At 46.9% G+C, this 23,639-nt stretch carries 18 protein-coding genes; 15 read left to right on the forward strand and 3 right to left on the reverse strand.

The window, feature by feature from the left end; all coding sequences use genetic code 11:
- Positions 1-3 precede the first annotated feature (3 nt).
- The 4 genes from J7E78_RS23955 (at position 4) to J7E78_RS23970 (ending at position 6,479) form a co-directional block, all read left to right on the forward strand.
- Complete coding sequence (locus tag J7E78_RS23955; RefSeq protein WP_215078647.1) at positions 4-1,785, forward strand: cache domain-containing sensor histidine kinase; 1,782 nt, start codon at positions 4-6, stop codon at positions 1,783-1,785.
- Positions 1,782-3,365: a helix-turn-helix domain-containing protein gene (locus J7E78_RS23960; protein WP_215078649.1), complete on the forward strand. Its 1,584-nt coding sequence runs from the start codon at positions 1,782-1,784 to the stop codon at positions 3,363-3,365. The genes J7E78_RS23955 and J7E78_RS23960 overlap by 4 nt, the downstream gene beginning before the upstream one ends.
- Before the next feature lie 90 nt (positions 3,366-3,455).
- Positions 3,456-6,032, forward strand: coding sequence for a beta-mannosidase (locus J7E78_RS23965; protein WP_215078651.1), 2,577 nt, complete (start codon positions 3,456-3,458; stop codon positions 6,030-6,032).
- Between the two features lie 216 nt (positions 6,033-6,248).
- Positions 6,249-6,479, forward strand: a complete 231-nt coding sequence (locus tag J7E78_RS23970; RefSeq protein ID WP_076208990.1) for a hypothetical protein — start codon at positions 6,249-6,251, stop codon at positions 6,477-6,479.
- A 117-nt stretch (positions 6,480-6,596) separates the two neighbouring features.
- On the opposite strand, the gene J7E78_RS23975 is transcribed toward J7E78_RS23970, so the two are convergent.
- The gene (locus tag J7E78_RS23975) at positions 6,597-7,712 is read right to left on the reverse strand and encodes an FAD-dependent monooxygenase (protein WP_215078653.1); all 1,116 of its coding nucleotides are present in this window, start codon (positions 7,710-7,712) and stop codon (positions 6,597-6,599) included.
- Positions 7,713-7,983: 271 nt separating this feature from the next.
- On the opposite strand from J7E78_RS23975, the gene J7E78_RS23980 reads away from it, so the two are divergent.
- The gene (locus tag J7E78_RS23980) at positions 7,984-8,466 is read left to right on the forward strand and encodes a MarR family winged helix-turn-helix transcriptional regulator (RefSeq protein WP_036609579.1); all 483 of its coding nucleotides are present in this window, start codon (positions 7,984-7,986) and stop codon (positions 8,464-8,466) included.
- 97 nt (positions 8,467-8,563) lie between these two features.
- Here the strand turns inward: J7E78_RS23980 and J7E78_RS23985 are convergent, their stop codons facing one another.
- Complete coding sequence (locus J7E78_RS23985) at positions 8,564-8,863, reverse strand: hypothetical protein (protein ID WP_215078655.1); 300 nt, start codon at positions 8,861-8,863, stop codon at positions 8,564-8,566.
- Between the two features lie 215 nt (positions 8,864-9,078).
- On the opposite strand from J7E78_RS23985, the gene J7E78_RS23990 reads away from it, so the two are divergent.
- The 4 genes from J7E78_RS23990 (at position 9,079) to J7E78_RS24010 (ending at position 13,164) form a co-directional block, all read left to right on the forward strand.
- A complete protein-coding gene (locus tag J7E78_RS23990) occupies positions 9,079-11,103 on the forward strand; it encodes a Na+/H+ antiporter (RefSeq protein ID WP_215078657.1) in 2,025 nt (674 codons plus the stop codon).
- A gap of 247 nt (positions 11,104-11,350) precedes the next feature.
- A complete protein-coding gene (locus J7E78_RS24000) occupies positions 11,351-12,139 on the forward strand; it encodes a polysaccharide deacetylase family protein (RefSeq protein ID WP_215078659.1) in 789 nt (262 codons plus the stop codon).
- Positions 12,140-12,355: 216 nt separating this feature from the next.
- Complete coding sequence (locus tag J7E78_RS24005) at positions 12,356-12,562, forward strand: YwbE family protein (RefSeq protein WP_026081155.1); 207 nt, start codon at positions 12,356-12,358, stop codon at positions 12,560-12,562.
- A gap of 20 nt (positions 12,563-12,582) precedes the next feature.
- The gene (locus tag J7E78_RS24010; RefSeq protein ID WP_215078661.1) at positions 12,583-13,164 is read left to right on the forward strand and encodes a DUF4269 domain-containing protein; all 582 of its coding nucleotides are present in this window, start codon (positions 12,583-12,585) and stop codon (positions 13,162-13,164) included.
- A gap of 183 nt (positions 13,165-13,347) precedes the next feature.
- Here J7E78_RS24010 and J7E78_RS24015 read toward each other — a convergent pair whose 3' ends face one another.
- Positions 13,348-14,790, reverse strand: a complete 1,443-nt coding sequence (locus J7E78_RS24015) for a hypothetical protein (protein WP_215078663.1) — start codon at positions 14,788-14,790, stop codon at positions 13,348-13,350.
- Between the two features lie 530 nt (positions 14,791-15,320).
- On the opposite strand from J7E78_RS24015, the gene J7E78_RS24020 reads away from it, so the two are divergent.
- The 6 genes from J7E78_RS24020 to J7E78_RS24045 all read left to right on the forward strand — a co-directional run bounded on the left by J7E78_RS24020 (position 15,321) and on the right by J7E78_RS24045 (position 23,505).
- Entirely contained in the window at positions 15,321-17,120 is a 1,800-nt protein-coding gene (locus J7E78_RS24020; RefSeq protein WP_215078665.1) for a sensor histidine kinase, read from the forward strand.
- Positions 17,095-18,708 carry a response regulator transcription factor gene (locus tag J7E78_RS24025; RefSeq protein WP_215078667.1) on the forward strand — a complete coding sequence of 538 codons (1,614 nt, stop codon included), beginning with the start codon at positions 17,095-17,097 and terminating at the stop codon, positions 18,706-18,708. The genes J7E78_RS24020 and J7E78_RS24025 overlap by 26 nt, the downstream gene beginning before the upstream one ends.
- A 342-nt stretch (positions 18,709-19,050) precedes the next feature.
- Complete coding sequence (locus tag J7E78_RS24030; protein ID WP_179198557.1) at positions 19,051-20,037, forward strand: ABC transporter permease; 987 nt, start codon at positions 19,051-19,053, stop codon at positions 20,035-20,037.
- A gap of 17 nt (positions 20,038-20,054) precedes the next feature.
- Positions 20,055-20,963, forward strand: coding sequence for a carbohydrate ABC transporter permease (locus tag J7E78_RS24035; protein ID WP_215078669.1), 909 nt, complete (start codon positions 20,055-20,057; stop codon positions 20,961-20,963).
- Positions 20,964-21,096: 133 nt separating this feature from the next.
- Positions 21,097-22,626, forward strand: coding sequence for an ABC transporter substrate-binding protein (locus tag J7E78_RS24040; RefSeq protein WP_215078671.1), 1,530 nt, complete (start codon positions 21,097-21,099; stop codon positions 22,624-22,626).
- Between the two features lie 180 nt (positions 22,627-22,806).
- Entirely contained in the window at positions 22,807-23,505 is a 699-nt protein-coding gene (locus tag J7E78_RS24045) for a hypothetical protein (protein ID WP_215078673.1), read from the forward strand.
- Positions 23,506-23,639 lie beyond the last annotated feature (134 nt).

Consider the following 23,639-nt stretch of genomic DNA (forward strand, 5'->3'; position numbering starts at 1 on the left):
CGTTTGGCACGCTGGCTCACATCTTCGTTACAAAGGAAGCTATCAGTTGTCGTGACGGCTTCAATGATTGTGCCATTGCTGGCCTTGGGTCTGTTCGCCTTTCTGATCTCTTCCCGCATTACAGAGCAAAAAACAAAACTGTCCGGCATGGATACGCTAAAACAGGTGGAAGCGAATCTTCGTTATATGCTGCAAGATGCCGAGAACCTATCGATTTTCCTGATTGGAGAACGGGACATCCAGCAGTATCTTAGCCACAATGAAGATCATGAGCTGGACCGGGTGGATATCCTGGGCAGGATGACCAATCTGGCTGCTTCCAAGAAATATATCGCCAACATCGCCATATGTCCAAGCCGCTTCGATGCCACGTTGTCGACCGCTACCTGGTATGAATCCAATGAAACCAACCTTTCGTATCCCTCTGTTCCAAGCGGTGAAGCAGTCAAACAATGGACGGGGGTATACCCGGTGCAGAATTACTCGGGTATACAAAATGTGATCACATTGGTTCGGCCGATTCGCAGTATCCATGATTATCGACCCATCGGCTGGTTAGCCATTAGTCTGGATGAGAAGGCCATATCCAAGGGATGGGCCGCTCTGGGATTAGGCAGAGGGCAAGGCAGACTGGAGCTCATCGGCAGTTCTGGAGAGATTCTGTCTTCGATGGACAAATCCCGGCTTGGACTTAAGCTGGAAGGTGTCGAACCAGGGATTACGACGTTAATTCAGGATGGCGGTAGCGGAACCACCACGTATGGCAGTGGTGACGATAAACGGACGTTGCTCTATTATCCGGAAGAATTGACGGGGTGGACCTTGGTTGGAACGGTTCCTTATGACCAGTACAAGTCGGAGAATCGGTACATTCTTATTCTAACCGGCTGCGCCGTTGCCATGTCTGCTGCGATCAGTGCTGGCTTGGTCTGGTTTACGGTGCGGCGTGTGACGAGGCCGCTTCGTGTGCTTACCCGGCATCTGTCCCGAATTGATCCGGAACGTCCGCTTCCTTTGTTTCGATCTGAAAGTGATGACGAGATTGGCAGGCTTGGGGAGAGTTACAATCTGCTCGGTGCACATATTCAGTTATTGAAGGAAGAGGTTATTCGAGGTGAAGCTCGCAAAAAAGAAGCGGATCTTCGTGTGCTTCAGGCGCAGATTAACCCGCACTTTCTGTATAACACGCTCTCTTCAATTCATTGGATTGCCTTGATGTCTGAAGAGAAGCGGATTGCAGATATGGTTGAGGGCCTGAGTGATTTTCTGCGTATCAGCTTGAATAATGGTCAGGATTACTGCCCTGTCGAACAGGAGATCGCTCATATTCGCCATTATGTGCGTGTGCAGTCGATTCGTTTCCCGGATCAATTTGTGTTGCATTATATCGTAGATCCAGCGCTTGAGAAGCGAATGATGCTGAAGCTATTGCTGCAACCGTTTGTTGAGAATGCCATGATTCATGGCATTCAGCCCAAAGCAGGCGTGGGCACCATCACCATAATGATTCGCAAGGACCCGGATAATGAACAGATGAATGTGCTGGTGCTGGATGATGGTGTTGGCATGGAGCCGGACAGACTGGAGCAATTAAGAATAAGCATTAGGGAATGGAAGGGAAAACAGCCGGGAAAACAGCTAAACCAAGGCGGTTATGGGCTCTGCAATGTGAATGAGAGGCTACTGCTCCATTATGGAGTGAATGCACAGCTTGAAGTAGACAGCAGGGTTGGGGGAGGTACCCGGATTTCGTTTTCCATTCCAATCTTGGAGGGTTCGCCTTGAGACTATTAATTGTAGATGATGAAGTCATTATTCGTACAGGACTTGCCAGCGTGATCGCTTGGCATGAACTTGGGATTGAATTACTTCAACCTGCTGCCTCGGCAGAGGAGGCGTTAATGCGCATGGCGGAGGAACGTCCACATATCCTGATGACGGATATCCGGATGACAGGCAGATCGGGTCTGGAACTGGCAGAAGAGGGACTGCGATTGTTACCTGAACTGGAGGTTATTATTTTATCCGGATATGATGACTTTTCTTATGCCCAGCAGGCGATTCGCCAAGGTGTTACCGATTATTTGCTCAAAACAAGCAAGCCGGAAGAGATTATCAAGACCGTGTTACAGGCCAAACAGCGAATAACAGAACGTTGGGCAGAGAAGTCCAGAGAGGGACAGCTCATGCGGGAGAATCGGGAGCGGTTGTTTGCCGGATGGATCATTGATGGTGATATCTCTTCTGGTCCTTGTCCATCGTTCTTGCAGTCTGGTGTAAAGAAGGAAGCGGTTGATGGTTTGAATGACGAACAGATTCTCAGACAAGTTTTGGTTCTTCGAGCAGAGGGCTGGGATCGTTTTTCAGATGCACTATTACGATTTGCGGTGCAAAACACGCTGGAGGATCTGCTGCCAGGAGCCATTGCGCATGTAGAGAAGCAGCAAATTATCTGTGTTGTCTCATGGCCGCTGGTGGAACAGGAATATCCATTCAGGCTGGAGAGTGCGTTACGTCGGGTGGAGCAATTACTGAAGTGCACTCTGCGCGTAGCGGTAGGTCTGCCTGTGCGTGGATATACAGATCTGCACGAGAGCTACAGAACTGCTTCAGCTGCATTCCGATATCATGGTTTGATGGATGATAAAGTATGGCATTATGAGCACATTCGGGATCGCCAAGGTGGTAAAACTGTACTTACACACGAAGAGGAGACCAGACTTGGTACAATATTGCTGGATAATGATTCAGTCACGTTAACGACATGGACACGAGAACTAGTGGCTAATCTGATTACAGAACAGGAGGTCACACCAGAATCGTTCAGTGCTTGTCTGCACTCAGCCGTCATTGCAGGTCATCGCTGGCTGACTCGCACAATGCGAGCCACAGGGCGTGAAGAACCCACAAGGTTCGAGCCCTGGTTGCCGGAACCGGATGCGGAAGCTGCAGACCTCGGGGATATGCTGTTCCATCATCTGTATGGTCTGATGCATGTCTATCATAGCCGAATGGGTCAGGGACAGGCTGCCCATGTACAGAAGGCTATCGGTTATATTGAATCTTCATTAGCGCAGGATATTAATCTGCAGCAGGTAGCTGGACATGTTCATTTGCATCCGGGTCACCTCAGTGAACTGTTTAAAAAAGAAATGGGTGTGACCTTCGGAGATTTTGTCACCGATATGCGTATACGAAGAGCGATGGATATGCTCGCGGTGTCTCCAGCGAAGGTCAGTGAAGTCGCTGCCATCAGCGGCTACGAGGACGTGAAATATTTTAGCAGGCTGTTCAAAAAACATACCGGCAAAACCCCGAGTGAATATCGCGAGGAGGCAATATCGTTTAAGCCTTCAAGATTGTAGAAATGAGCAGATCAGGAAGCATGTCTTTCTTTTTTGCAAACGTTTTCGATATGGTGAAACTCAGGGTTATTGGAGAGTGAGGGCATACTGATGAAGACCCATAGTTCAAGTCAGGATTTATCGGGACAATGGAAGATACAGCATTTTGAAGTTGGAGAGAAGCGGGCAATGGATGTGGCAGCAGCTGCTCTGGATGACCGTTTCTGGATTGGGGCTGAAGTGCCTGGCGATGTACACGCTGCACTGGTTGAGCGCAGTATCATTGATCCACCCTATTACGGACATAATGATGCCAAAAGTCGCTGGATTGAACAAAAGGAATGGTGGTACCGCACAACCTTCAATCTGGTCAGAGAGGCAGAGGCCGAGGAGCACTTTGAGTTGGTGTTCGAAGGATTGGATACGTTTGCAACGGTATATATCAATGGCCATGAAGTCGGGAAAACGGCCAATATGCTCATGTCACATACGTTTAATGTAACATCTTTGGTACGCAGCGGCTGGAATGCGATTGCTGTCAAGTTTGACCCGCTTCACTTACATCACCGGGATAAAGAAACCTTTGACTGGTCCTCGTATACGAAGGAACGGCCATGGTTGCGCAAAGCAGCGATGAACTTTGGCTGGGACTGGGGGCCACGTATGGTTACGGTGGGGATCTGGGGTGCTGTACGGCTGGAAAAACGAACAATAGCCAAGCTGGAAAATGTGTATGCTCGCACGGAATCAGTCAGTACAGAGCTGGCTGTCTTACGCGTCACGGCGGATGTGAAATCCGTCTTGTCTTTCCGTAGCAGACAGAAACGTGAACAGGCTGTGGTTGCGACCTGTAATATTCGTCTGTTAGATCGCAGCGGACACGAGGTGGCAGGTGTCACTGAACTACCCGTAGAGGGTGGCAAAGCGGATACCACATTAAACGTTACATCACCTCAGTTATGGTGGACTCATGATCTAGGTGAGCCGTATCTGTATACGCTGGAGGTTACATTATACGCAGATGGCGTTGAGGTGGATCGTTATAGCGAGCCTTATGGGTTACGAACGATTGAGCTGGCTCTTCACAATGAACGGGGTGAAGATGCATTTAATTTTATTCTGAACGGAGTCAAAGTATACGCCAAGGGTGCCAACTGGATTCCGGCTGATCATCTGATTGGTGCCATCCCGAACTCCCGGTATCGTGAGCTTGTGGAGCTGTCGGTGGAAGGTCATATGAACATGCTGCGTGTCTGGGCCGGTGGTATATATGAGAAGGATATCTTTTACGATGAGTGTGATCGGCAAGGGGTGTTGGTGTGGCAGGATTTTGCATTCGCGAACGCATTGTTCCCGGATTTCAATCGTGATTTCATGGATAATGTACGGCAAGAGGTAGAAAACAATGTGCTGCGCCTGCGCAACCGTGCCTCGCTTGCCCTCTGGTGTGGGAATAATGAGATAGATTGGCTCTATGATATGAAGTCGGCAAGTGGAGATATTACCAGCCCGTTCTACGGCGAACTTATCTATCATGAGTTGATCCCTGAGGTGCTGGAGCGATTGGATCTGTCTCGTCCGTACTGGCCTTCTTCCCCGTTCGGGGACAGCAATGGTCAGGATGCAAATGACCCGGATGTGGGGGATCGCCACAACTGGCAGGTATGGCATGGTTCGGTCTATCCAAGGAAGCATGGAGAGCCACCGCTGCTGGACTACAGCATTGAAGGTGTAACGTTCAAAAATTATAAAAAGGATCATGCGTTGTTCAGCAGTGAATTCGGTATGCACGCCTCGGCCAATCGTTACACGCTGGAGAAAAATATGCCCGCAGGGCAGTTTTACTGGGGCAGTCCGGACATGGCCTATCGTAACAAGGATACCAATCATCAAAAAGGCATTCTGCTGATGGAGGGTTACACGGGGATTCCGCAAGATATAGAAGAGTATATGAACTACTCCATGCTTACTCAAGCAGAAGGGCTGCGATATGGAATTGAACATTTCCGGCTCATCAATCACCGTAACAGCGGAGCGCTTGTGTGGCAATTGAACGATAGTTGGCCGGGAACAAGCTGGTCCATGATTGATTATGAACTGCTGCCGAAGGCATCTTTTTATTACGGGAAAATATTCTTTCATCCTGTCCTGTTGTCACTGGAGCATGAACCGGGCGAGCCGCTTGCGTTGTGGGTTGTGAATGATACACGGGACGTCTTGAAAGGCCAGATGCGGCTCAATGTCTATGCATTGAATGGAGAGAAGATCTACTCCAGCTCACATGCTGTTGAAGTAACATCTCAAACCTCACTGTGTATTGCTGAATTAACTGAAGCAGAGGTGTTACAGGGCAGACGTGCGGAGGAAGTAATGGTTGAGCTGGTATCTGAAGGATTTGCGGCACCGAACAATCGATACTTCTTGCGTGATCCTAAGGATATGGCATTGCCGAAGTCTCAATTGAGCGTACATGTGAACGAAGAGGAGCAGTCTGTAACGGTTACGGCCAGTGGAGCGATTGCACGATTGGTGAAGCTGGAGCTCCCTCTTGGGCGTGTCCGATTCAGTGACAATTATTTCGATCTGCTCCCTGGTGAGAGTCGGACGGTAAGACTTCGTCATCCAGAGCAAACGTCTCTGCCACTGACGGAGCTTCGAGTTAGTGCGATGAACGGCAGAGAAGGATAAAATAATAATAATAGACTTCGAATCTTATTCGAGGTTCAAGGTGGTCATCCTGATCAGGGATGCCACCTTTTTTTGCTTTTGCAGCAGGTGAGATCTTGTCTTTGTGTCAGGTGGTTTTGTCCTTAGTCCACAAGCGAAATATCCAATCGGGTTCACATCTTGGATCATTAAGGTTAGAATGATATAGAAAAATCGTTCTCAAAAGGAGGTGGATTCATGTCATTTGTCTTTTATCCGGAGATGGTTATATTCATTCTAATGTTGATCCTGCTGATTATTGGTATTGTATATATCGTTCGTAAAAGCAAACAAGTTTTGCGCCGCTTAAGCAATCTGGAGAAAGCAGTATATGAAAAAGATAACATTTCATCTTATCCGAAGGATGTTGATACTGTACAAGAAGGGGCACCCAGAGAAGACACGTTTGCTCCACGCAAACGAAAATGAACAAGGGTACGGAATTACATAAAAAAGATAAACCAACAAGCCAAACAGCCGATTCTTCTCCATGAGGAAGTGATCGGCTGTTTGGGCATACAGGCATTTTATCCGTATTAACTGGGTTTAGAGAAAGGATTCATAACGCTGTTGGAAAGAGGACTCCATCTCCAATTGTCGTGCAAGTTGCTGCTGTACCTTTGCACCGCGAATCGTCTGAAGTTCCTGAAGATGTGTAGTGGAACGGAATTGTTCTGAGGCCATCCGAATGAGTAGCTCCGAGAGCACATCCGCATCTTCGAGCGCAGCATTAAGTCCAAACGCACCGGTTGGGGTCATGGTATGAGCGGCATCACCGATGAGTACAACATTGTCCTGTGCCCACGACTGGCAATAGCTGCTTTCGACAGATAACAGAACAAAATCACTCCAGCTCTGAATGTTGGTAGCTACAGAATCAGACAGGCAAGGAAAAGCAGATACAAGTTTATCTACAAAAGGAGCAATCGGCTGCTCTCGCAGCTTGGAGTATCCTCCCTCGGGAATGTTCCATCCAATCTGAACATAACCGCCGAACTGTGAGAACAGTGCGAGCTGTTGACCATCCATGCTGGCCATCCGAACAGCGGGTTCCCAACCTACGGGTGCCGGAATGCGCGCCCAGAGCAGGTCATACCCGTGCTTTCGAATCTCCGGGGTCATACCGGAATGTTTGCGTACAGCTGAGTATCTGCCATCAGCACCCACAATAACAGATGCTTCAATGGAGGCAGGAACGCCGTTCTTCCGAATGTTAATACCCACGACCTGGCCGTTCTTGTCTCGTAACAAACCGGTCATAATCGTATTGAAGTGTACTTGTTCATATGAACTATGCTGCTGAGCATGCGACACGATCGCTTCCAGGAGATGATCTTGGGGTACATGAATACCAACATGAGATTCTCCATTGCCCGGTGATACCGTATGAATAATCTGCCCATTTTCCCAATACTGAATCTGTTCCAAGAGCAGCGCTCCGCGTTCCTGGATGAGTGAATAGAGGCCGTGTTTATTCAAAATGGCTTCGCCATCCACATTGAGCAACTCCCCGCGAAACGACTTGTGCAGGTGGGGCTGCCGCTCAATGAGCATCGTGGAGATCCCTTTTTGATTCAGTAAATAAGAAAGCAAAGCACCGCCAGGACCTGCGCCGACGATGCAAACATCTGTTTTATGTTGAGATTGTATATTCTGTTTCATGTGCATAAGTCCCTTGCATTATAATGGTGACGATTTATTTACTTTATAACAACAGATTTATTAAAATCATTAAGTAACTAAAAGTAACTTTTAAGATATAGGTTATTATAAACAAACCCGTTGCCATAATGCAATAGGTGAAACCCGAAATAAAACAAGAGTGTTGCAGTCAACTATAGAGTGTCGGATACAAGCGCATTTTTCACAAACATCATAGTGTAAATATGTTACAATATAAGGTAGGTTATGATGAAAGGCAGGAGGAACGTTTATGAGCCCGGATACGGAGCGAAACTCTCAATTGGCAAATGTAGATCAATTGTTGGAGGCCTTCTTCAGATATAAAAACAAAGTATTGGATCAGCAGCAGAAGACCGAAACCAACTGTAAACTGAATCCGACAAAAAGTCATATATTGGGCATGATTTTACGTGAAAAACGCTGCATGGCGGTTGATGTGGCCAGACAACTCAGTTTGTCTTCCGGCGCAACCACTATTGTACTGAATCAACTGGAGACAGAAGGGTTGATCCAGCGGGTGCGCAGTGAAGAAGATCGGAGAATTGTTTGGCTGTCCTTAACGGATGAAGGTGCGCAGCTTGCCAAGACACTTAATGCGAATCGCGGCCGAATGACGTGGGAATTGTTGCAAGCACTTTCCGAAGAGGAGCAACAGCAGATGTTTGGCATGCTGAAGAAAATTGAACTGAAACTGCTGGAGAACATGAAGTCGTTTGAGCAGATCCACCGGTAGTCCATATATGACTTGATTCCTTGAAGACGTCAGTCCTCATGAGTTCGTCCCTAGTTGCGGAGGGATGAACCTTGAGGACTGGCGTTTTTGAGTTGGTTTACAAATGAAAGCGAACCACATGATCCGTTAAGCCTTCCTGGATCAAAACTTCTTTTTGTTTGCTGCCCATCAGGTCAAAGTGGGGAAATGGCTGCCGCCGATGAATGTATCGCGGGTCTAGCTCATGATCGTTACACCAACGCTCAAGACGTTCCAGATCTGCACAGCCAACTTTAGTGACACTGGTGATGCCAGGGAATCGGTTGTCAATCCAGAAATGAGTGAGGTAGGCAATCTCACCACGAGACACTTGTTCCTTCCACGCAGCAAGCTCCTGTCGTTTAATTCCAAATGCCATAGATGCAAGTTCCTTTCCAAACGGGTATTGTCCTGAGCATATTGTAACATCTTATATACAGAATCCATCAGAATTCTTTCATTCAGACTAGTCTGAAGCCAGTTGAATGGGTATATGAATATGACAATATTTTTATAATAAAGTCTGGGTTATGTTAAAATAAACCTATACAACAAAGGTTTCACTACTTCTATTAGCGGAAAGGGATTGTCATCATGGAAATATTTATTGCCGTACTTGTGTTACTGGTCCTGATCGGTTTATCAAACATCCTGAACCGGTTTGTACCTTTTATTCCCATTCCGCTCATTCAAATTGTGCTTGGTGTAGCTATAGCTTTACTTCCCGCAGGTGTTCACCTGCCGTTGAATCCGGAATTGTTCTTTGTACTGTTCATCGCACCTTTGTTATACAACGATGGTAAGCGAACGCCGAGAAACGAATTATGGAATCTGCGTGCACCGATACTTCTGCTTGCACTAGGGCTTGTATTCGTGACAGTAGTCGTGGCGGGATATGCCATTCATTGGCTGATTCCTACGATTCCGTTACCTGCTGCTTTTGCTCTTGCAGCCATACTGTCCCCGACAGATGCCGTTGCCGTTGGTGCCATGGCAGGGCGAGTACGTTTGCCCAAAGGCATACATAGGCTTCTTGAAGGTGAAGCATTAATGAATGATGCATCCGGCTTGGTCGCCTTCAAATTCGCGATTGCAGCCACAGTTACAGGTGTATTTTCCCTGGCACAGGCAACCTTCAGTTTTATTCTGATTGCAATTGGCGGACTTCTCGTCGGGGCATTGTTATCTTTTCTATTAATCAGGCTAGGGGTATGGATCCGTAGACTGGGCATGGAAGATGTGACAATTCACATGCTGCTGCAAATCCTGACGCCATTTATCATCTATCTGGTGAGTGAAGAAATGGGGGTGTCAGGCATTCTTGCGGTAGTGGCAGGCGGGATTATCCACGCCATTGAGCGTGACCGCGCTGAATCGGTTCAGTTGAAAATGCAGGTGGTATCTGCGAGCACATGGTCAGTCATTTTATTTATACTAAATGGTCTGGTGTTTGTTATTCTGGGTGTACAGGTCCCGGATGTGTTGAGTACCATTTTTGAAAATGTTTCGTTTAATAATCTGCAGGTGTTGGGCTATGTGGGCCTAATCTCAGTGTTATTGCTAGTTCTGCGCTTTCTCTGGATCTATCTGTTCTGGCAAGGGAATGAATTGCTGCGTACCAAATCCTCTATTGGCCGGCCCAGATTCAAGGATATTACGATCATTTCCCTCTCTGGGGTGCGGGGGGCTGTAACATTGGCGGGTGCGTTCTCCATTCCTTATGTGCTTCAGGATGGATCACCTTTCCCTGAACGGGATCTGATTATTTTCCTCGCGGCAGGAGTTATCCTCTTCTCCCTGATTGCTGCGAGCGTCTTTCTTCCAGTTCTGGCCAAGGATGACGGTAAATCAACAGAAGAAACACCTCAGAAGTCAGAACGAAAAGCACATGACATTATGCTGAATGCGGCAATCCGAGCTGTCAAATCCGAAATGAATGATGAGAATAAAGCTGCGGCACTTGCGGTCGTCTCAGACCTGTCCAAATATATCAGGCAGGCTGCAGGTCAGCTCACCGCCGGTAAACGCAAAGATATTCAGAAACAAGAAACGGCTATTAACCTGATTGCCACCCGCGCGGAGCGTAAAGAGGTCGAAGTAATGCTGGACGAAAATGCAATTGCTTCTGATGCGGCCTTCAAATGTGACAGCTGGCTGGATCGAAAGGAAATGATGCTGGCGAATCGCGCAAACACTCAGTTCATGACCTCGATCAGCGAGATCGGGCGTGTGTTAGGACATCTGTTCACCAACCGGTCCCAGAAGCCGAATCAACCATTCATGCTTGAAAATGCAGAACTGTTCCGTCAGGTGAAGCTGCGCACCTCTGAAGCAGCAATTAAGGCCATTCGTGCTCATATGAATGATGGGAATCGAGTCGTCGCACTGTCGGTCATTGCCAAGTATGAGCGTGTAATTGCCAAATTGCGCACATGGAACCAGGGTAAAACGGAAGATCCGTTTAATCAGGAGAAATTGGAGTTACAGATGGTGGCGATTCAGGAACAGCGCAATACGGTTCAGCAACTGTATGAAAACGGCGAAATAACCCGTGATGTGGCTGCCAAACTGCGACGGTTTATTAACGACGTGGAAGCAACTGCGCTGAAAAACACTTAATCCGATAAATCCGATATTTTAAATATGCTAAACAGATATGGATAAAGAAAGACGTCCAACTAAATTGTACTTATTGATTCCGGGTGCCAAGCGACCAGAGCAGGTCATTAACAATCTGCATACATTAAATGTGGAATTAACTGCTGAAGAAATTGCAGTCGTGGATCAGAGCTTTCGTTAATGAGTTCTGGTGAATCGGGAAATGCTAACAGGGAGTTTACGTATGAAGACAAAGTGAGGACACCACATGAACCTGAAGGCAGCCCGAGTCATCGGAATGTTCACGCTAATTATTTTGCTAGGTAGCAGTTCTGCCTATGCGAAGCCTATACAGAAGAACCGTCAGTATTATGAGGAACGAGGAGAGATTGTGTGGGAAGTTCCCACACAGGATAAACTCATCGCCCTTACCTTTGATGATGGACCAGATCCGATTCAGACTCCGCAGATCCTGGCTTTGTTACAGCAGTATCATGCTAAAGGAACTTTTTTTGTACTTGGTAAATGGGCAGATAAATTTCCTGAAATGATTAAGCAGGAACAGCTCGAAGGGCATGAAATCGCCAATCATACGTATGCGCATACGTATGCAGTTCGATCAACTAGTGCGAACAAGTATATGAAGGATATGAACGAAGCGGAAAGTTCCATCATTGAAGCAGGTGCGGAGCGTCCACTGTTGTTCAGGCCACCGGGCGGCTATTATAATGACATGGTCATTCAGGCTGCCAAACAAAAAGGGTATACCGTTGTACTCTGGTCTTGGCATCAGGATACACGGGACTGGGCTTCTCCAGGTGTATCGGCTATCGTTAACAAAGTGTTGAAGAACGCACGTAATGGGGATATTGTACTTTTCCACGATAAGGTGGAAGGCAAGTCCCATACGGTAGCTGCACTCAAAACAATCCTGCCCAAGTTACAGCAGCAGGGATATCGATTCGTAACGGTGTCTGAGCTGCTTGCTGTGAAGGCACGCGAAGCAGCGAAAGACGGGACGTCACCTTCTTCTTCGTTGAAGCACGTGGAGCCCTGAATATTGCAATATAATGAAGAAACCGCAGGGCTCGATATAACGAGAACTGCGGTTTCTTTATCTTGGTCTTCATATCAACCGTGGAACCAGCCTTAGGAGGTTATTGCCGTGTGCCTTTTGTTTTGAAACCAAAACGTCTACAATAGATGGAGCTTTGTATGTAAGGGTTATATAGTATACATGGTATGAATTACGACATAGAGGAGAGCGAACATAATGAATGGACAACAACGTGTAAATATTAAGCCAGGTCTGGAAGTGGACATTGTGCTGAAGCAGGATCAAGCTACAGGTAAGCTGACACGTGGCATTGTGAAGGATCTGTTAACCAAGTCACCGACACATCCACACGGAATCAAAGTACGTCTGACGAGCGGTCAAGTGGGACGTGTGAAACAGGTCATTACAGGAGGCTCGAACTAACTGTGGCCCAAGGCGGGGAGATGAGTACTACCGCAGAAGTAATGGCACACCTGGCTTCGGGTAATGCACGTCAGCAGGACGCATATCATGTGTTACAGAGCAGTGGATTACTTGATATATTAGCTGACTATCACCCATATCCAGCAGGAACGGTACCGATTGATATTGATATTCCGGGCAGTGATCTGGATCTGCTGTGTTATGCGGAGGATCTGGATGTGTTTGAAGCCGAGATATACAATCGAATCGGAGCCGTTGCTGAGTTTCAATGTGCACGTGGTGGGGATCTTCCGGACCAACGTCCTTATGTGACTTGTAATTTGCAAGTGGGACATTGGCCTGTGGAGATTTTTGCCCAATCCGTGCCAGTTTACAGGCAGAATGCATACCTACATATGATCGTAGAGTGGAGATTGTTGCAACTGTGGGGAGACGCAGGACACCGTGAGATCCGTAGACTGAAACAGGCAGGGTGGAAGACGGAGCCTGCTTTTGCTTCTGTACTTGGATTACAGGGAGATCCCTATGTGGACATGCTGCATCTGGCAGAGATGAAACGTGAAGATCTCTGGAACTGGGCACGTTCACGCACGTCTTTTTAAAATGTCTATTTGAGATGAACTAATCATTTACACGATAACGGAGAGGACAGAAAAAACCTGAAAAAGCGAAGCGTTCGCCTTTATTACCGGATTTCCCCTTGAGAAAGGGGATCAAAAAATCTGGGAATAACAGCGATTAGAAGGTGCTTCTGTCATCGTAGTGTCAGTGTAAATAACCTTTGGTCAGATCAGAAAGATGGCTACAATTGTCGTTACCGTGAGTCCCAGCAATACAGGCTTCAGGTTGCGTCTTGCAAGTTCAAAGGGATTGACTCCGCAGATTGATGCAGCAGGAATTAACGCCCATGGAATCAAGGTTCCACCACCTACCCATATGGCTGCAACCTGACCGAGTGCTGTCAGTACAGGTGCGGAATCTGCCGATCCTGCAAACATGGACGCAATCGAGCCAACCAGGGATATCCCCGAAAACCCCGAACCATCCATTCCTGTGACCGCTCCGGTCACCGTCATTGTAACCGCACCCACCGTATCATTTAATGGCACCAGTCCAGCAAGCGCGACCCCAAGATCATTCACGATCCCGTGTGAACCTTCAGGAAGAGGGTTGATGAACAACTCCGTAATTGCAGCATCTCCCAGATAAAAAAATGCGGCTATGGGAATAACCGGTCCAAACACCTTGAAACCGAACTGAAACCCTTCTATTAAATAATTGGTCGTTTCCTCTGGTCCGGCATGTCGATGTGCAGCAAGGGTGACAGCGATCAGTATGACCACAGCAGTTCCGCCAATCAGAGCTGTTGCGTCGCCGCCTTGCAATTTCAATACAAACATCAGAATCACATCAACTGCGAATAACAGAGGGATAAGCAAAGCGAATACTTTTTGCAAACGGGGTGACATGGCTTGACGTTCAACAGGCTGATCAGCGGGTAGGGTGGTGGGCACAGCCTCTGATGAGGAAGAAGGTTCCGTGCTCACGGTACCTGATATAACCTTTAGGGAATGAGCAGGTGAGCCTGATTTCATCTCTTTGCGCAGCATCCAGAAGGCTGTAAGCGTAGATACCATTCCCATGACAATGACCAGAGGTATACTGGCTGTCATGACGGAAGTAACAGGTAGACCGGCTGCATCGGCCGTAAGTTTGGGAGCCCCCTGAATAATGTAATCTCCCGACAGTGCAATTCCATGTCCGAACAGGTTCATGGCAATGGCAGCTCCAATCGGAGGAAGGCCTACGCGTACGGCTACAGGAAGCAGTACAGCACCGACGAGTGCTACGGCCGGGGATGGCCAGAAAAATAGCGATACTACCATCATGATCAATCCGATACCCCAATACGCGACCTGAGGAGAACGGATAAACCGGGTGACGGGTGTTACCATGACCTCATTAATGCCGGTTCTGATTAGAACACGGCTCATCGCCACAATAATCGAGATGATGAAGATCGTACTCAGCAATTCTTTTGTTGCATAGATAAAACTGCTGAAGATCCCAGAAACTGACCCGCTTAAGGTTTCGGTTGCCAGAAGTCCAATGGTCATAATACCCGCGACGCAGATGATGGTGGTGTCCCTGCGCCGGATCATTACGGCGATGATTAAGACGATAAATGCCAGATAGACATAGTGTAAGGCAGTGAGTTGAACATTCATTGAACAGGCCTCCCTGCATCCTGGTGACTAACCCGAGGAGTGATATATCGTATGCATGTCAAGATCGGGCGTTCGTGGAGTACGGGGCTTGCCGCAGCATTTATTTTTAGGGAGAAGCTTCTGAGCTATATCTGAGCTATAAATGAAGGATTTTTTTTACAACTGGAGAATTTATTACAACATGAAGCGTGTTACTCTTGAAATTGGAGCGGATGAAAGTCACCAGAATTGATATGTGAAGGTCACGGGACCCCATAGACAATGGCAAGCAGGGGTGATTACAATAAACATGCCATCATAAGGAAGAAAATAGAAAAAAACTATGTTGAAATAAAGTGTGTGTTCAAAAAGTCTGGTTTTCAGTACCGAGAAGATGGAATGAAGTTAGAAATGGAGTAGCGGAGCGTAGGGAAACTACGTGAGAAACGGACATTTCGGCTGAATTTCATATTCGAAGCTGATGATGCCGCTAGGCATAATTCGTAATCAAAAGCGGACTTTTTGAACTACCTCTAAAAGGGCGGGAATCCATGAGCTTGATCCGTTCACTTCGTTTTAAATTTATAGTGGGTCTTACATTGATCATGCTGCCATTATTCATGCTGCTCTATTATAACAACGTCTACGCCATGAAAGTTGTACGTGACAAAGTATCTCTCACCAATATGAATCATCTCGCCAAGAGTGTGGAGCAGAATGAACGTGTACTACAGGAAACGAATCGGTATTTATATAGTCTGGGCGAGAGGGACCCCGATATTATCTCTCTGTTTTTTCTGAAATACGGCAGCGGGGATTATATTATTGCCAAGCAACGAATTATGAACAAATTCATGACAGATATCGGTTTTTATAATCTAATCGATTCTTTTTTTCTATATGATGCCGTGAATGATGATCTGCTGCTCGCCACTTCAGGCAATTATGATGTCAAAAAGTCGGTTGTGCAGGAGAGTATGCCAGTCCAAATGCAACAATTGGAAGGGGATATCCAGAAGCCGGAATGGAGCATTGTGCGTGGCGGGACGTGGAATGCGCTGGTGAAAACGGTGCGAATCAACCAGCAGTTCTATGCAGGTGCACTTGTCGATATGAATGCACTGAATCATACACAACAATTCACTGAATCCGGAGATCGGGGAGGCGCAGTCATTGTTGGAACCGACGGTGGGGCACTATCGGATTCCACATTGAATACTGCACAGATTAAGCTGGCTGCAGCGCATCTTCCCGGCCTGAAGAATCCGTATCAGGTTATCTCTGAAGTTGTGAACAAGGGAGAAGCTCGTCAATATTTGATGCTAGGTATCGCCTCGGCCATGTCCGAGATGAATTATATCGTGCTGCTACCTGAGGAAGACATGATGCGTAACCTCCCGTTTTTCCAGCAGATCATTCGTCTGCTTCCCATTGGTGCGGCAGTCATTCTGGTTACTGCACTGATCTTTTTGCGGCATCTGTTATTCCGCCCGATGAATGCGTTGATCCGAGGCATGAGAAGGGTGAGCCGTGGTGATCTCGATGTGAAGCTGGAACCGCCATCTTCTTCGGAGCTTGAATTTATGACACGAAGTTTCAATCAAATGACCAGTGAGATCAGGCATCTGAAGATTGATGTGTATGAAGAACAGCTGCGGACGCGGGAGGCAGAGTTCAAGCAACTGCAGATGCAGATCAATCCTCACTTTTACCTGAATTCACTCAATATTATTCATAGTCTGGCTTCCTTGCAAAAGCATGAGTTGGTGCAGCAGATGGCTGGTCATCTGGCCGATTATTTTCGATTCAGTCTGCGTGCAGGCAAACGTGTTATTCGTCTGGATGAAGAGCTGGAGCACATTCGCCATTACTTAGAAATTCAAAAGCTGAGGTTTCCAAGCAGATTTGATTTTGAGCTGGATGTTGAACCGAATCTGGGACATTATGTGATTCCTCCATTAACCATTCAGCCCTTTGTGGAAAATGCCATTATTCATGGATTTCAGCGCCGGACGCAAGCCTTTGTCATTCGGATCGTCGCGCGCCTCGGTGAGAAGTCATCCGGTCAGGTCGATGGGACGGTGCTTCAACTGAGGATTGTGGACAATGGTGTCGGATTTGATGAGGAATTGTTGGAGCGTCTGCAACATGGACAATACGCTGAAGACCCGAGTGGACAGCATATCGGTATATGGAACGTGGCTCATCGGCTTTTAGTGAAGTATGGTGATCAAGCCAATTTGCAGTTTGGCAATGAGGTGGATCATGGCGCCAAAGTCATCATTGATTTACCCGCTCAGACCGAAGAGGAAGAAGGGGGAGCCTATGCGGAACCTGTTGATCGTGGATGATGAAATGTATGCATTACAAGCAATGGTGGAAGGAGTCGATTGGCAAGCAGCAGGCATTGACCAGGTATACAGTGCTTGTGATGCCGAAGAGGCAAGAAAGATTTTAAGGGCAAATGCTATCGATATCATGATCTGTGATATCGAGATGCCTGGTGAAACAGGGCTTGACCTGCAAAGCTGGGTGTTGAAACATGATCCAGGCATACTGACCATTTTCCTGACAGGGCATGCATTATTCGATTATGCTCAGACAGCCATTAAGCTAAACAGCTTTGATTATGTGTTGAAGCCGGCTCCAGCGGATCAATTGGTTAAGGTAGTAACCCAGGCGGTAGAGAAGATCAAGGATGGAGAGCAGCGTACCCGTACCAACGAAGTTTATGAGACCGTATACAAACGCTGGAAAACCCATAAACCGCTACTGACTGAACGCTTCTGGAAAGATGCCATCTCTCAACGTATCACGTTAACTGAGCAACGGTTGCAAGAGCTCGCAGAATTGTATGGTGCCGAGATTGATCCGCAGGCTCGTGTGTTACCCATTGTGATCTCGGTAGAGGAATGGGTGCGTGATTTTGATTTGCGTGACGAAGAGGTATTGGAATATGCCCTTCGTAATGCAGCCAAAGAGATGCTGCTTGGCGACAAACCTGGTGAGGTGTTTCAGGATCAAAGTGGATTAAATATTGTGCTTGCTTATGAGCAAGATGGCATCATTCCGAGTGCGAGCGAAGTGGCACAACGTTGTCAGGGGTATATTCAGGAATGTGGTACGTATTTCTACTGTCGGTTGTCCTGTTATGTTGGTGCCCCGGTTGCTGTAACTGAGCTGCAAGGCATGTTAAATGAACTGATGGATATGGAACGGCGCAATATTAAGGAGCTTGAAGAAGTTTTTGTCTATGATGAGCGGGGAAGAGATCAGGAGGATCGCTTTTTGCCTATTCCATGGTTTTCGGAATTATCCATTCTTTTTGAGACGGGTAAAGTAGGGGATTTGCGAGAACGTGTGGATGAGATTTTTGAGTTGCTTGCTGCACAGGAGGGTTTGTCTCCTGAAATGCTGCATCTCTACTATCATGCCATGCTGCATGTGGTGTATCCGCTCCTTCATCAGAAAAACGTGTCCATACGCAGTCTTTATCCGGGTGAACGGGAGCCGGAAGAGAGTGTGGTGACAAGATCGTTGCCACAGTTGAAGCAGTGGACATCGGATCTGATTGATCGTGTTATCCCGGTGTTGTACCCGGACGATCATAGCCCCATGACCATTGTGGATCAGTTGTGCGTTTATATTGAAACTCATATTGGTGAAGAACTTATGCGAGAGGAACTTGCAGCTTTTGCCGGATTTAATCCCGCTTATCTATCCCGTCTGTTTCGGAAAGAGAAGGGGATGTCCCTATCTGAGTTTATCCTGCAGGGCAGAGTAGCCAAAGCGAAGACATTGTTGTCCCAGTCCACCGTCAAAGTAACGGATATCGCTGGCAAGGTGGGGTATTATAATTACTCGCATTTCACCAAAATGTTCAAAAAGTGTACGGGGATCACACCACAGGAGTTTCGTAAACAGTCACGTACCGTATAGTTCAGGGCGCAGCATGCTGCGTCTTTTGTTTTTTTTGGTACTAGGACGTGTCTTAAAACTCGCTGAAGTGCATCTTTTACCGTCTTTTCGCCCCCTCCTGCGTCACTTTCCCTTGACGTGCCCCGGCACGCCTGCGGAAAACTTCCTTGCTTGGAACGAAAACTCGGAAAAATCTGCTTCCTTCCGAGTTTTCAGACACGTCCTAAAGTCATAATTTGATAAGTCAACAGGTCACCACAGCAGATAGAGGTCTCACTCGCCCCGCCGTATACTTGAACCACAGGAGCCGCAACGGAGCTTCATCCTGAGGAAGAATTCAAGAGGAGTGAGGGAGAACAAGTTATGAAGACACAACCCCAGGCGGGTAAGGGAGTACGGATATCGGAAATACCGGGAGAAACAGTCCGAAAGCGCAAGTCGGTGTGGCACAATCTTGGCAAATTCAAGGTGCTGTATCTCATGTTCTTGCCAGGCGTTCTGTTTCTGCTGGTGAACAACTATATGCCGATGTTCGGCGTTCTGATCGCATTCAAAAATGTAAACTATGCTGATGGTATATGGGGTAGCCCATGGAGTGGATGGGACAATTTTAAATATTTGTTCTCCACCAGTGATGCATGGGAAATTACTCGAAATACACTCGCGTACAACACGGTGTTCATTGCACTCAATCTCTTGGTAGGTGTCGGGCTTGCTATTCTGCTCAATGAAGTGAAGAACAAGGCAATGTCCAAGTTATATCAATCACTTATGCTATTACCGTATTTCCTGTCCATGATTGTGGTCAGTTATCTGGTACTGGCTTTCCTGGGCAAGGATTCAGGTTTCATGAACTCAACGATTCTGCAGATGTTCGGTGGTCAGCCGATCGATTGGTATTCAGAGCCAAAGTATTGGCCGTATATTTTGCCACTGGTGAACACGTGGAAGAATATTGGATATTATGCCGTCATTTATCTGGCAGCTGTCGTGGGTATCGATGAAGAATATTATGAAGCAGCTGTGCTTGATGGCGCAACCAAATGGCATCAGATACGCTTCATTACCATTCCGTTTCTCGTCCCATTAATCGTCATTATGACGTTATTGCAAATTGGTCGTATATTCTATGCAGACTTCAGTCTGTTCTACCAGGTTCCATTGGAATCGGGAGCGCTGTTCCCTGTAACGAATGTACTGGATACCTACGTATATCGTACGTTTCTTATCGGTGGAGATATCGGGATGTCATCCGCAGCCGGTCTATACCAAGCAATCGTTGGATTTGTGCTGGTTCTTGTATCCAATACCATCGTAAGGCGAATAGATAAAGATAATGCATTATTTTGAGAGGAGGCAAGTCAGCTGTGAAATCACGTGATCCACTAGCCGTATCGAAGCGTTCCGCATCCGTTATTCATGCGATGTTTCTATTCTATGCCATTGCCTGTATCGTGCCGATCCTGCTTGTCTTCGCCATCTCATTCTCGGACGAGACAACAGTTATTGCCAATGGATATAAGCTTATTCCGGAGAAGTTCAGCCTAACGGCCTATGAGTTCCTGTTCAGGGATATGGACCAGATCCTTCATTCATACGGGATATCCTTTATCGTTACCGTTGTAGGTACCATTACAAGTGTAGCATTGACTGCACTGTACGCGTATCCGCTCTCACGGAGAGATCTGCCCTACCGGGGCTGGTTCGCCTTTTTCATCTTCTTCACGATGTTGTTCAATGGGGGTCTGGTACCTTGGTACCTGGTCTATGTCAACGTATTGGATCTGAAAAACTCCCTACTGGCACTTATTATGCCGCTACTGCTATCCCCATTCTTTGTACTGGTCATGCGTACATTCTTCGCGAACTCCATTCCGGTGTCTATTCTGGAATCGGCTCGGATTGATGGTGCGGGAGAATTGAGAACGTTTGCACGCATCGTGCTTCCGCTCTCTCTTCCCGTAATGGCAACCGTCGCGTTGTTCAGTACATTGAATTACTGGAATGACTGGTACCTTAGCATGATTTTTATATCAGATAACCGGACGATCAGCCTTCAGTACCTTATGTACCGGACGCTGCTCGATATTCAATATTTAACAACCAACTCCAACGTCTCTTCACAGATTTCGTCGCAGGGTGGATTGCTGAATCTGCCTAACAAAACGCTGCAAATGGCGATGGCTGTGGTCGGTATTGGTCCAATTGTACTGGCATATCCGTTCTTCCAGCGTTATTTCATCAAAGGTCTTACGGTTGGCGCTGTGAAGGGATAACTCTGAACCGGTTAGCGGAGTGGGCAAGGTAAATGAAGATGGACTGAAAGGGCATATACAGAAGTAGTTATCGGTTTATTTGTGAATTGGGGAATTCGGTTAAATGGTTCAACACATGACAGGAGGGGTTCAATTGGTTAGATCATTAAAGGTATGGTCACGCATGATGGCAACGGTTATGGCGCTGAGCCTGGTGCTGGCAGCTTGCTCATCAGACAAGGGTGGAACAACAACACCTGGCGCAGAAGGCGGAGGAGCGAGTGAAGGTGGGGGCAAACCCTATGAAGTGACACTGTTCTACCCAGGGACACCACAGAAGGATGTCGCTCTGGTGGAAGCCGAGATTAACAAAAAGATGGAACCAAAGATCGGGGCCACGCTTAAGATCAATGCAATTGACTGGGGACAGTGGGATAACAAGCTGAATCTCATGATTTCTTCAGGTGAAAAATCAGACATTATCTTCACAGCGGCTTGGCAGAACTACACGGTGAATGTAGCTAAAGGCGCATTCTTGCCATTGAATGATCTGCTTGATGCACATGGTCAGGATATCAAGAAAAACCTGGACCCTGCCTTTCTGGAAGGTTCCCAGGTGGACGGCGTGAATTACGGCGTTCCTACGAATAAGGAACTTGCTGCCACACGTGGTGTGTTGGTACGTAAAGATCTGGCTGACAAGTATAAGCTGGACCTGACAGCTGTAAAGACATGGGCTGATCTGGAGCCACTTCTCAAAACAATCAAGGAAAACGAGCCAGCCATTACACCGTTCTATATGTCCAACACCAATGGTAACGGGCTGTTGGAGAATCTGGATTGGGATTATCTCGGTGATGCTTCCGTACCTGGAGTGATCTCCAAAACAGCAGGCGGAACAACGGTGCTGAATGAAGTGGAGACCCCTGAATTCAAAGAAGCGGCTGAACTCGCTCGCAAGTGGTATCAAGCAGGATATATCAACAGTGATGCCGCTACATCCAATGTGTTCCCGAAAGATCAGGCGAAAGCTGGAAAAGCATTTCTCTGGACAGATGGTATGAAGCCAGGCAAGGATAAAGAAGAAGAAGGGTATGTGGGTTTCCCACTGACTCAGATTGAGATGACACAGCCGACAATTACGACGGGTGATGCATCTGGAGCGATGCTTGCAATCTCCCGTTCCTCCGAGCAACCGGAGAAAGCGATGCAGGTCATTAACCTGCTGCATTCCGACAAGGAAATTAACAACTTGCTGAACTTCGGAATTGAAGGTACTCATTATGTGAAAAAAGACGGACAGGATAATATCATTACTCTCCCTGAAGGCGTTGATGCCAACAGTCGGACCTATAACCCAGGTGCCCAATGGCAGCTTGGTAACCAGTTCCTGAACTTCCTATGGGATAATGAAGATCCACAGAAATGGGAAAAGTTCAAAGAATTTAACGCCAAAGGTGTGAAGTCTCCAGCACTGGGCTTTACATTCAACAGTCAATCTGTCAAAAATGAAATTGCGGCGGTCAACAACGTGAACAAACAGTTCAAACCGGGTATGACATCGGGCGCCGTTGATCCAAATGAGATGATTCCGAAATATCTGGAGAAATTGAAAGCAGCGGGAATTGATCAAATTATTGCAGCCAAACAGGAACAACTCGATGCATTCCTTTCCCAGAAATAAATGATCATCAGCTATGATTGAGAGATTTGTATTACTACAAGCTCTTGTCGCTGGCGAATATGGAGGACGTTTTCGGTGAACAACCGAAGGCGTTCTTTTTATTGTCGTTTTTGATTTGGATTGTTAATCATAAATAGGAAAAATATGATATAATAAGGTGGTTGATTAGGGGGTGTTCGTGTGTCGAGAACCAGACTTGTGTTCTCTGGAGCTTTATTGCTATTTGCTATCATCTTTACATTTAACCATCACCTTGGTTTTTCTGTTGGGGATACCATGCTGTCAGCAATAGGAATATCACCATATACTACGTCTTATTTAAGTGGTGTACATATCACACTTTTCCTCGGATTGGGGATCTTCGCCTGTGGCTTCTATCTTACACGCAAAGAAATCGGGAAATCATTCCCCGGTCTTGCAAAAGGGCTATGGATCGTAGTTATCGCTATCGTTCTCAGTTATTCGTACATGACGGATAAATTCATGTATATAGCCAAGTGGGGAGCTACAGGCATTGATGCGGTATCCTATGTTCAGAATGCAAGCTCTTGTACCTTTAACGTGCTGAAAACGGGTGAGACCCGAGCAACTTGTGACCTGACACTCAAAAATTACGGCAGAGATTCCGTATCCGCCGTGTTATTGCCTGATCTCGCACGCAGTTATAAGTTTAAGGACGATCCACTATTGGAAGCCTTGCAGTCTGTCCAATTAAGGCCAGTACATGTTGAGATTAAACGCCATGGAACGTTCACAGGCAAGTTGGAGTTTTACGGGAAAGCGGAATCCCCTCTGTTCGTCAATGGGAAACTTATGGATATTGTGCTGGATGTAGGCGTGGAGGGAGCGAATACGGTGTTTGATTATGATATTCCATAGTTGATATTCTTATAGAAAAAAAGAATGATTACATAAACAAAAGTGGAGTAAGGTTTGAATTGAATTGAAAGATTAAAGACATATAATGAAATTAGATAGAGAGCTGGCTAATCGCTGGCTCTTTTTGTGCGTGA

The sequence above is a fragment of the Paenibacillus polymyxa genome (genome assembly GCF_018614975.1).
GTDB classification, from domain to species: Bacteria; Bacillota; Bacilli; order Paenibacillales; family Paenibacillaceae; genus Paenibacillus; species Paenibacillus polymyxa_E.

What these genes read in the sequence shown, in the direction of transcription:
- J7E78_RS23965 (WP_215078651.1), top strand. Translation starts at nt 3,456, where the DNA reads ATGAAGACCCATAGTTCAAGTCAGGATTTATCGGGACAATGGAAGATA.
- J7E78_RS23970 (WP_076208990.1), top strand. Translation starts at nt 6,249, where the DNA reads ATGTCATTTGTCTTTTATCCGGAGATGGTTATATTCATTCTAATGTTG.
- J7E78_RS23975 (WP_215078653.1), bottom strand. Translation starts at nt 7,712, where the DNA reads ATGAAACAGAATATACAATCTCAACATAAAACAGATGTTTGCATCGTC.
- J7E78_RS23980 (WP_036609579.1), top strand. Translation starts at nt 7,984, where the DNA reads ATGAGCCCGGATACGGAGCGAAACTCTCAATTGGCAAATGTAGATCAA.
- J7E78_RS23985 (WP_215078655.1), bottom strand. Translation starts at nt 8,863, where the DNA reads ATGGCATTTGGAATTAAACGACAGGAGCTTGCTGCGTGGAAGGAACAA.
- J7E78_RS23990 (WP_215078657.1), top strand. Translation starts at nt 9,079, where the DNA reads ATGGAAATATTTATTGCCGTACTTGTGTTACTGGTCCTGATCGGTTTA.
- J7E78_RS24000 (WP_215078659.1), top strand. Translation starts at nt 11,351, where the DNA reads ATGAACCTGAAGGCAGCCCGAGTCATCGGAATGTTCACGCTAATTATT.
- J7E78_RS24005 (WP_026081155.1), top strand. Translation starts at nt 12,356, where the DNA reads ATGAATGGACAACAACGTGTAAATATTAAGCCAGGTCTGGAAGTGGAC.
- J7E78_RS24010 (WP_215078661.1), top strand. Translation starts at nt 12,583, where the DNA reads ATGAGTACTACCGCAGAAGTAATGGCACACCTGGCTTCGGGTAATGCA.
- J7E78_RS24015 (WP_215078663.1), bottom strand. Translation starts at nt 14,790, where the DNA reads ATGAATGTTCAACTCACTGCCTTACACTATGTCTATCTGGCATTTATC.
- J7E78_RS24020 (WP_215078665.1), top strand. Translation starts at nt 15,321, where the DNA reads ATGAGCTTGATCCGTTCACTTCGTTTTAAATTTATAGTGGGTCTTACA.
- J7E78_RS24025 (WP_215078667.1), top strand. Translation starts at nt 17,095, where the DNA reads ATGCGGAACCTGTTGATCGTGGATGATGAAATGTATGCATTACAAGCA.
- J7E78_RS24030 (WP_179198557.1), top strand. Translation starts at nt 19,051, where the DNA reads ATGAAGACACAACCCCAGGCGGGTAAGGGAGTACGGATATCGGAAATA.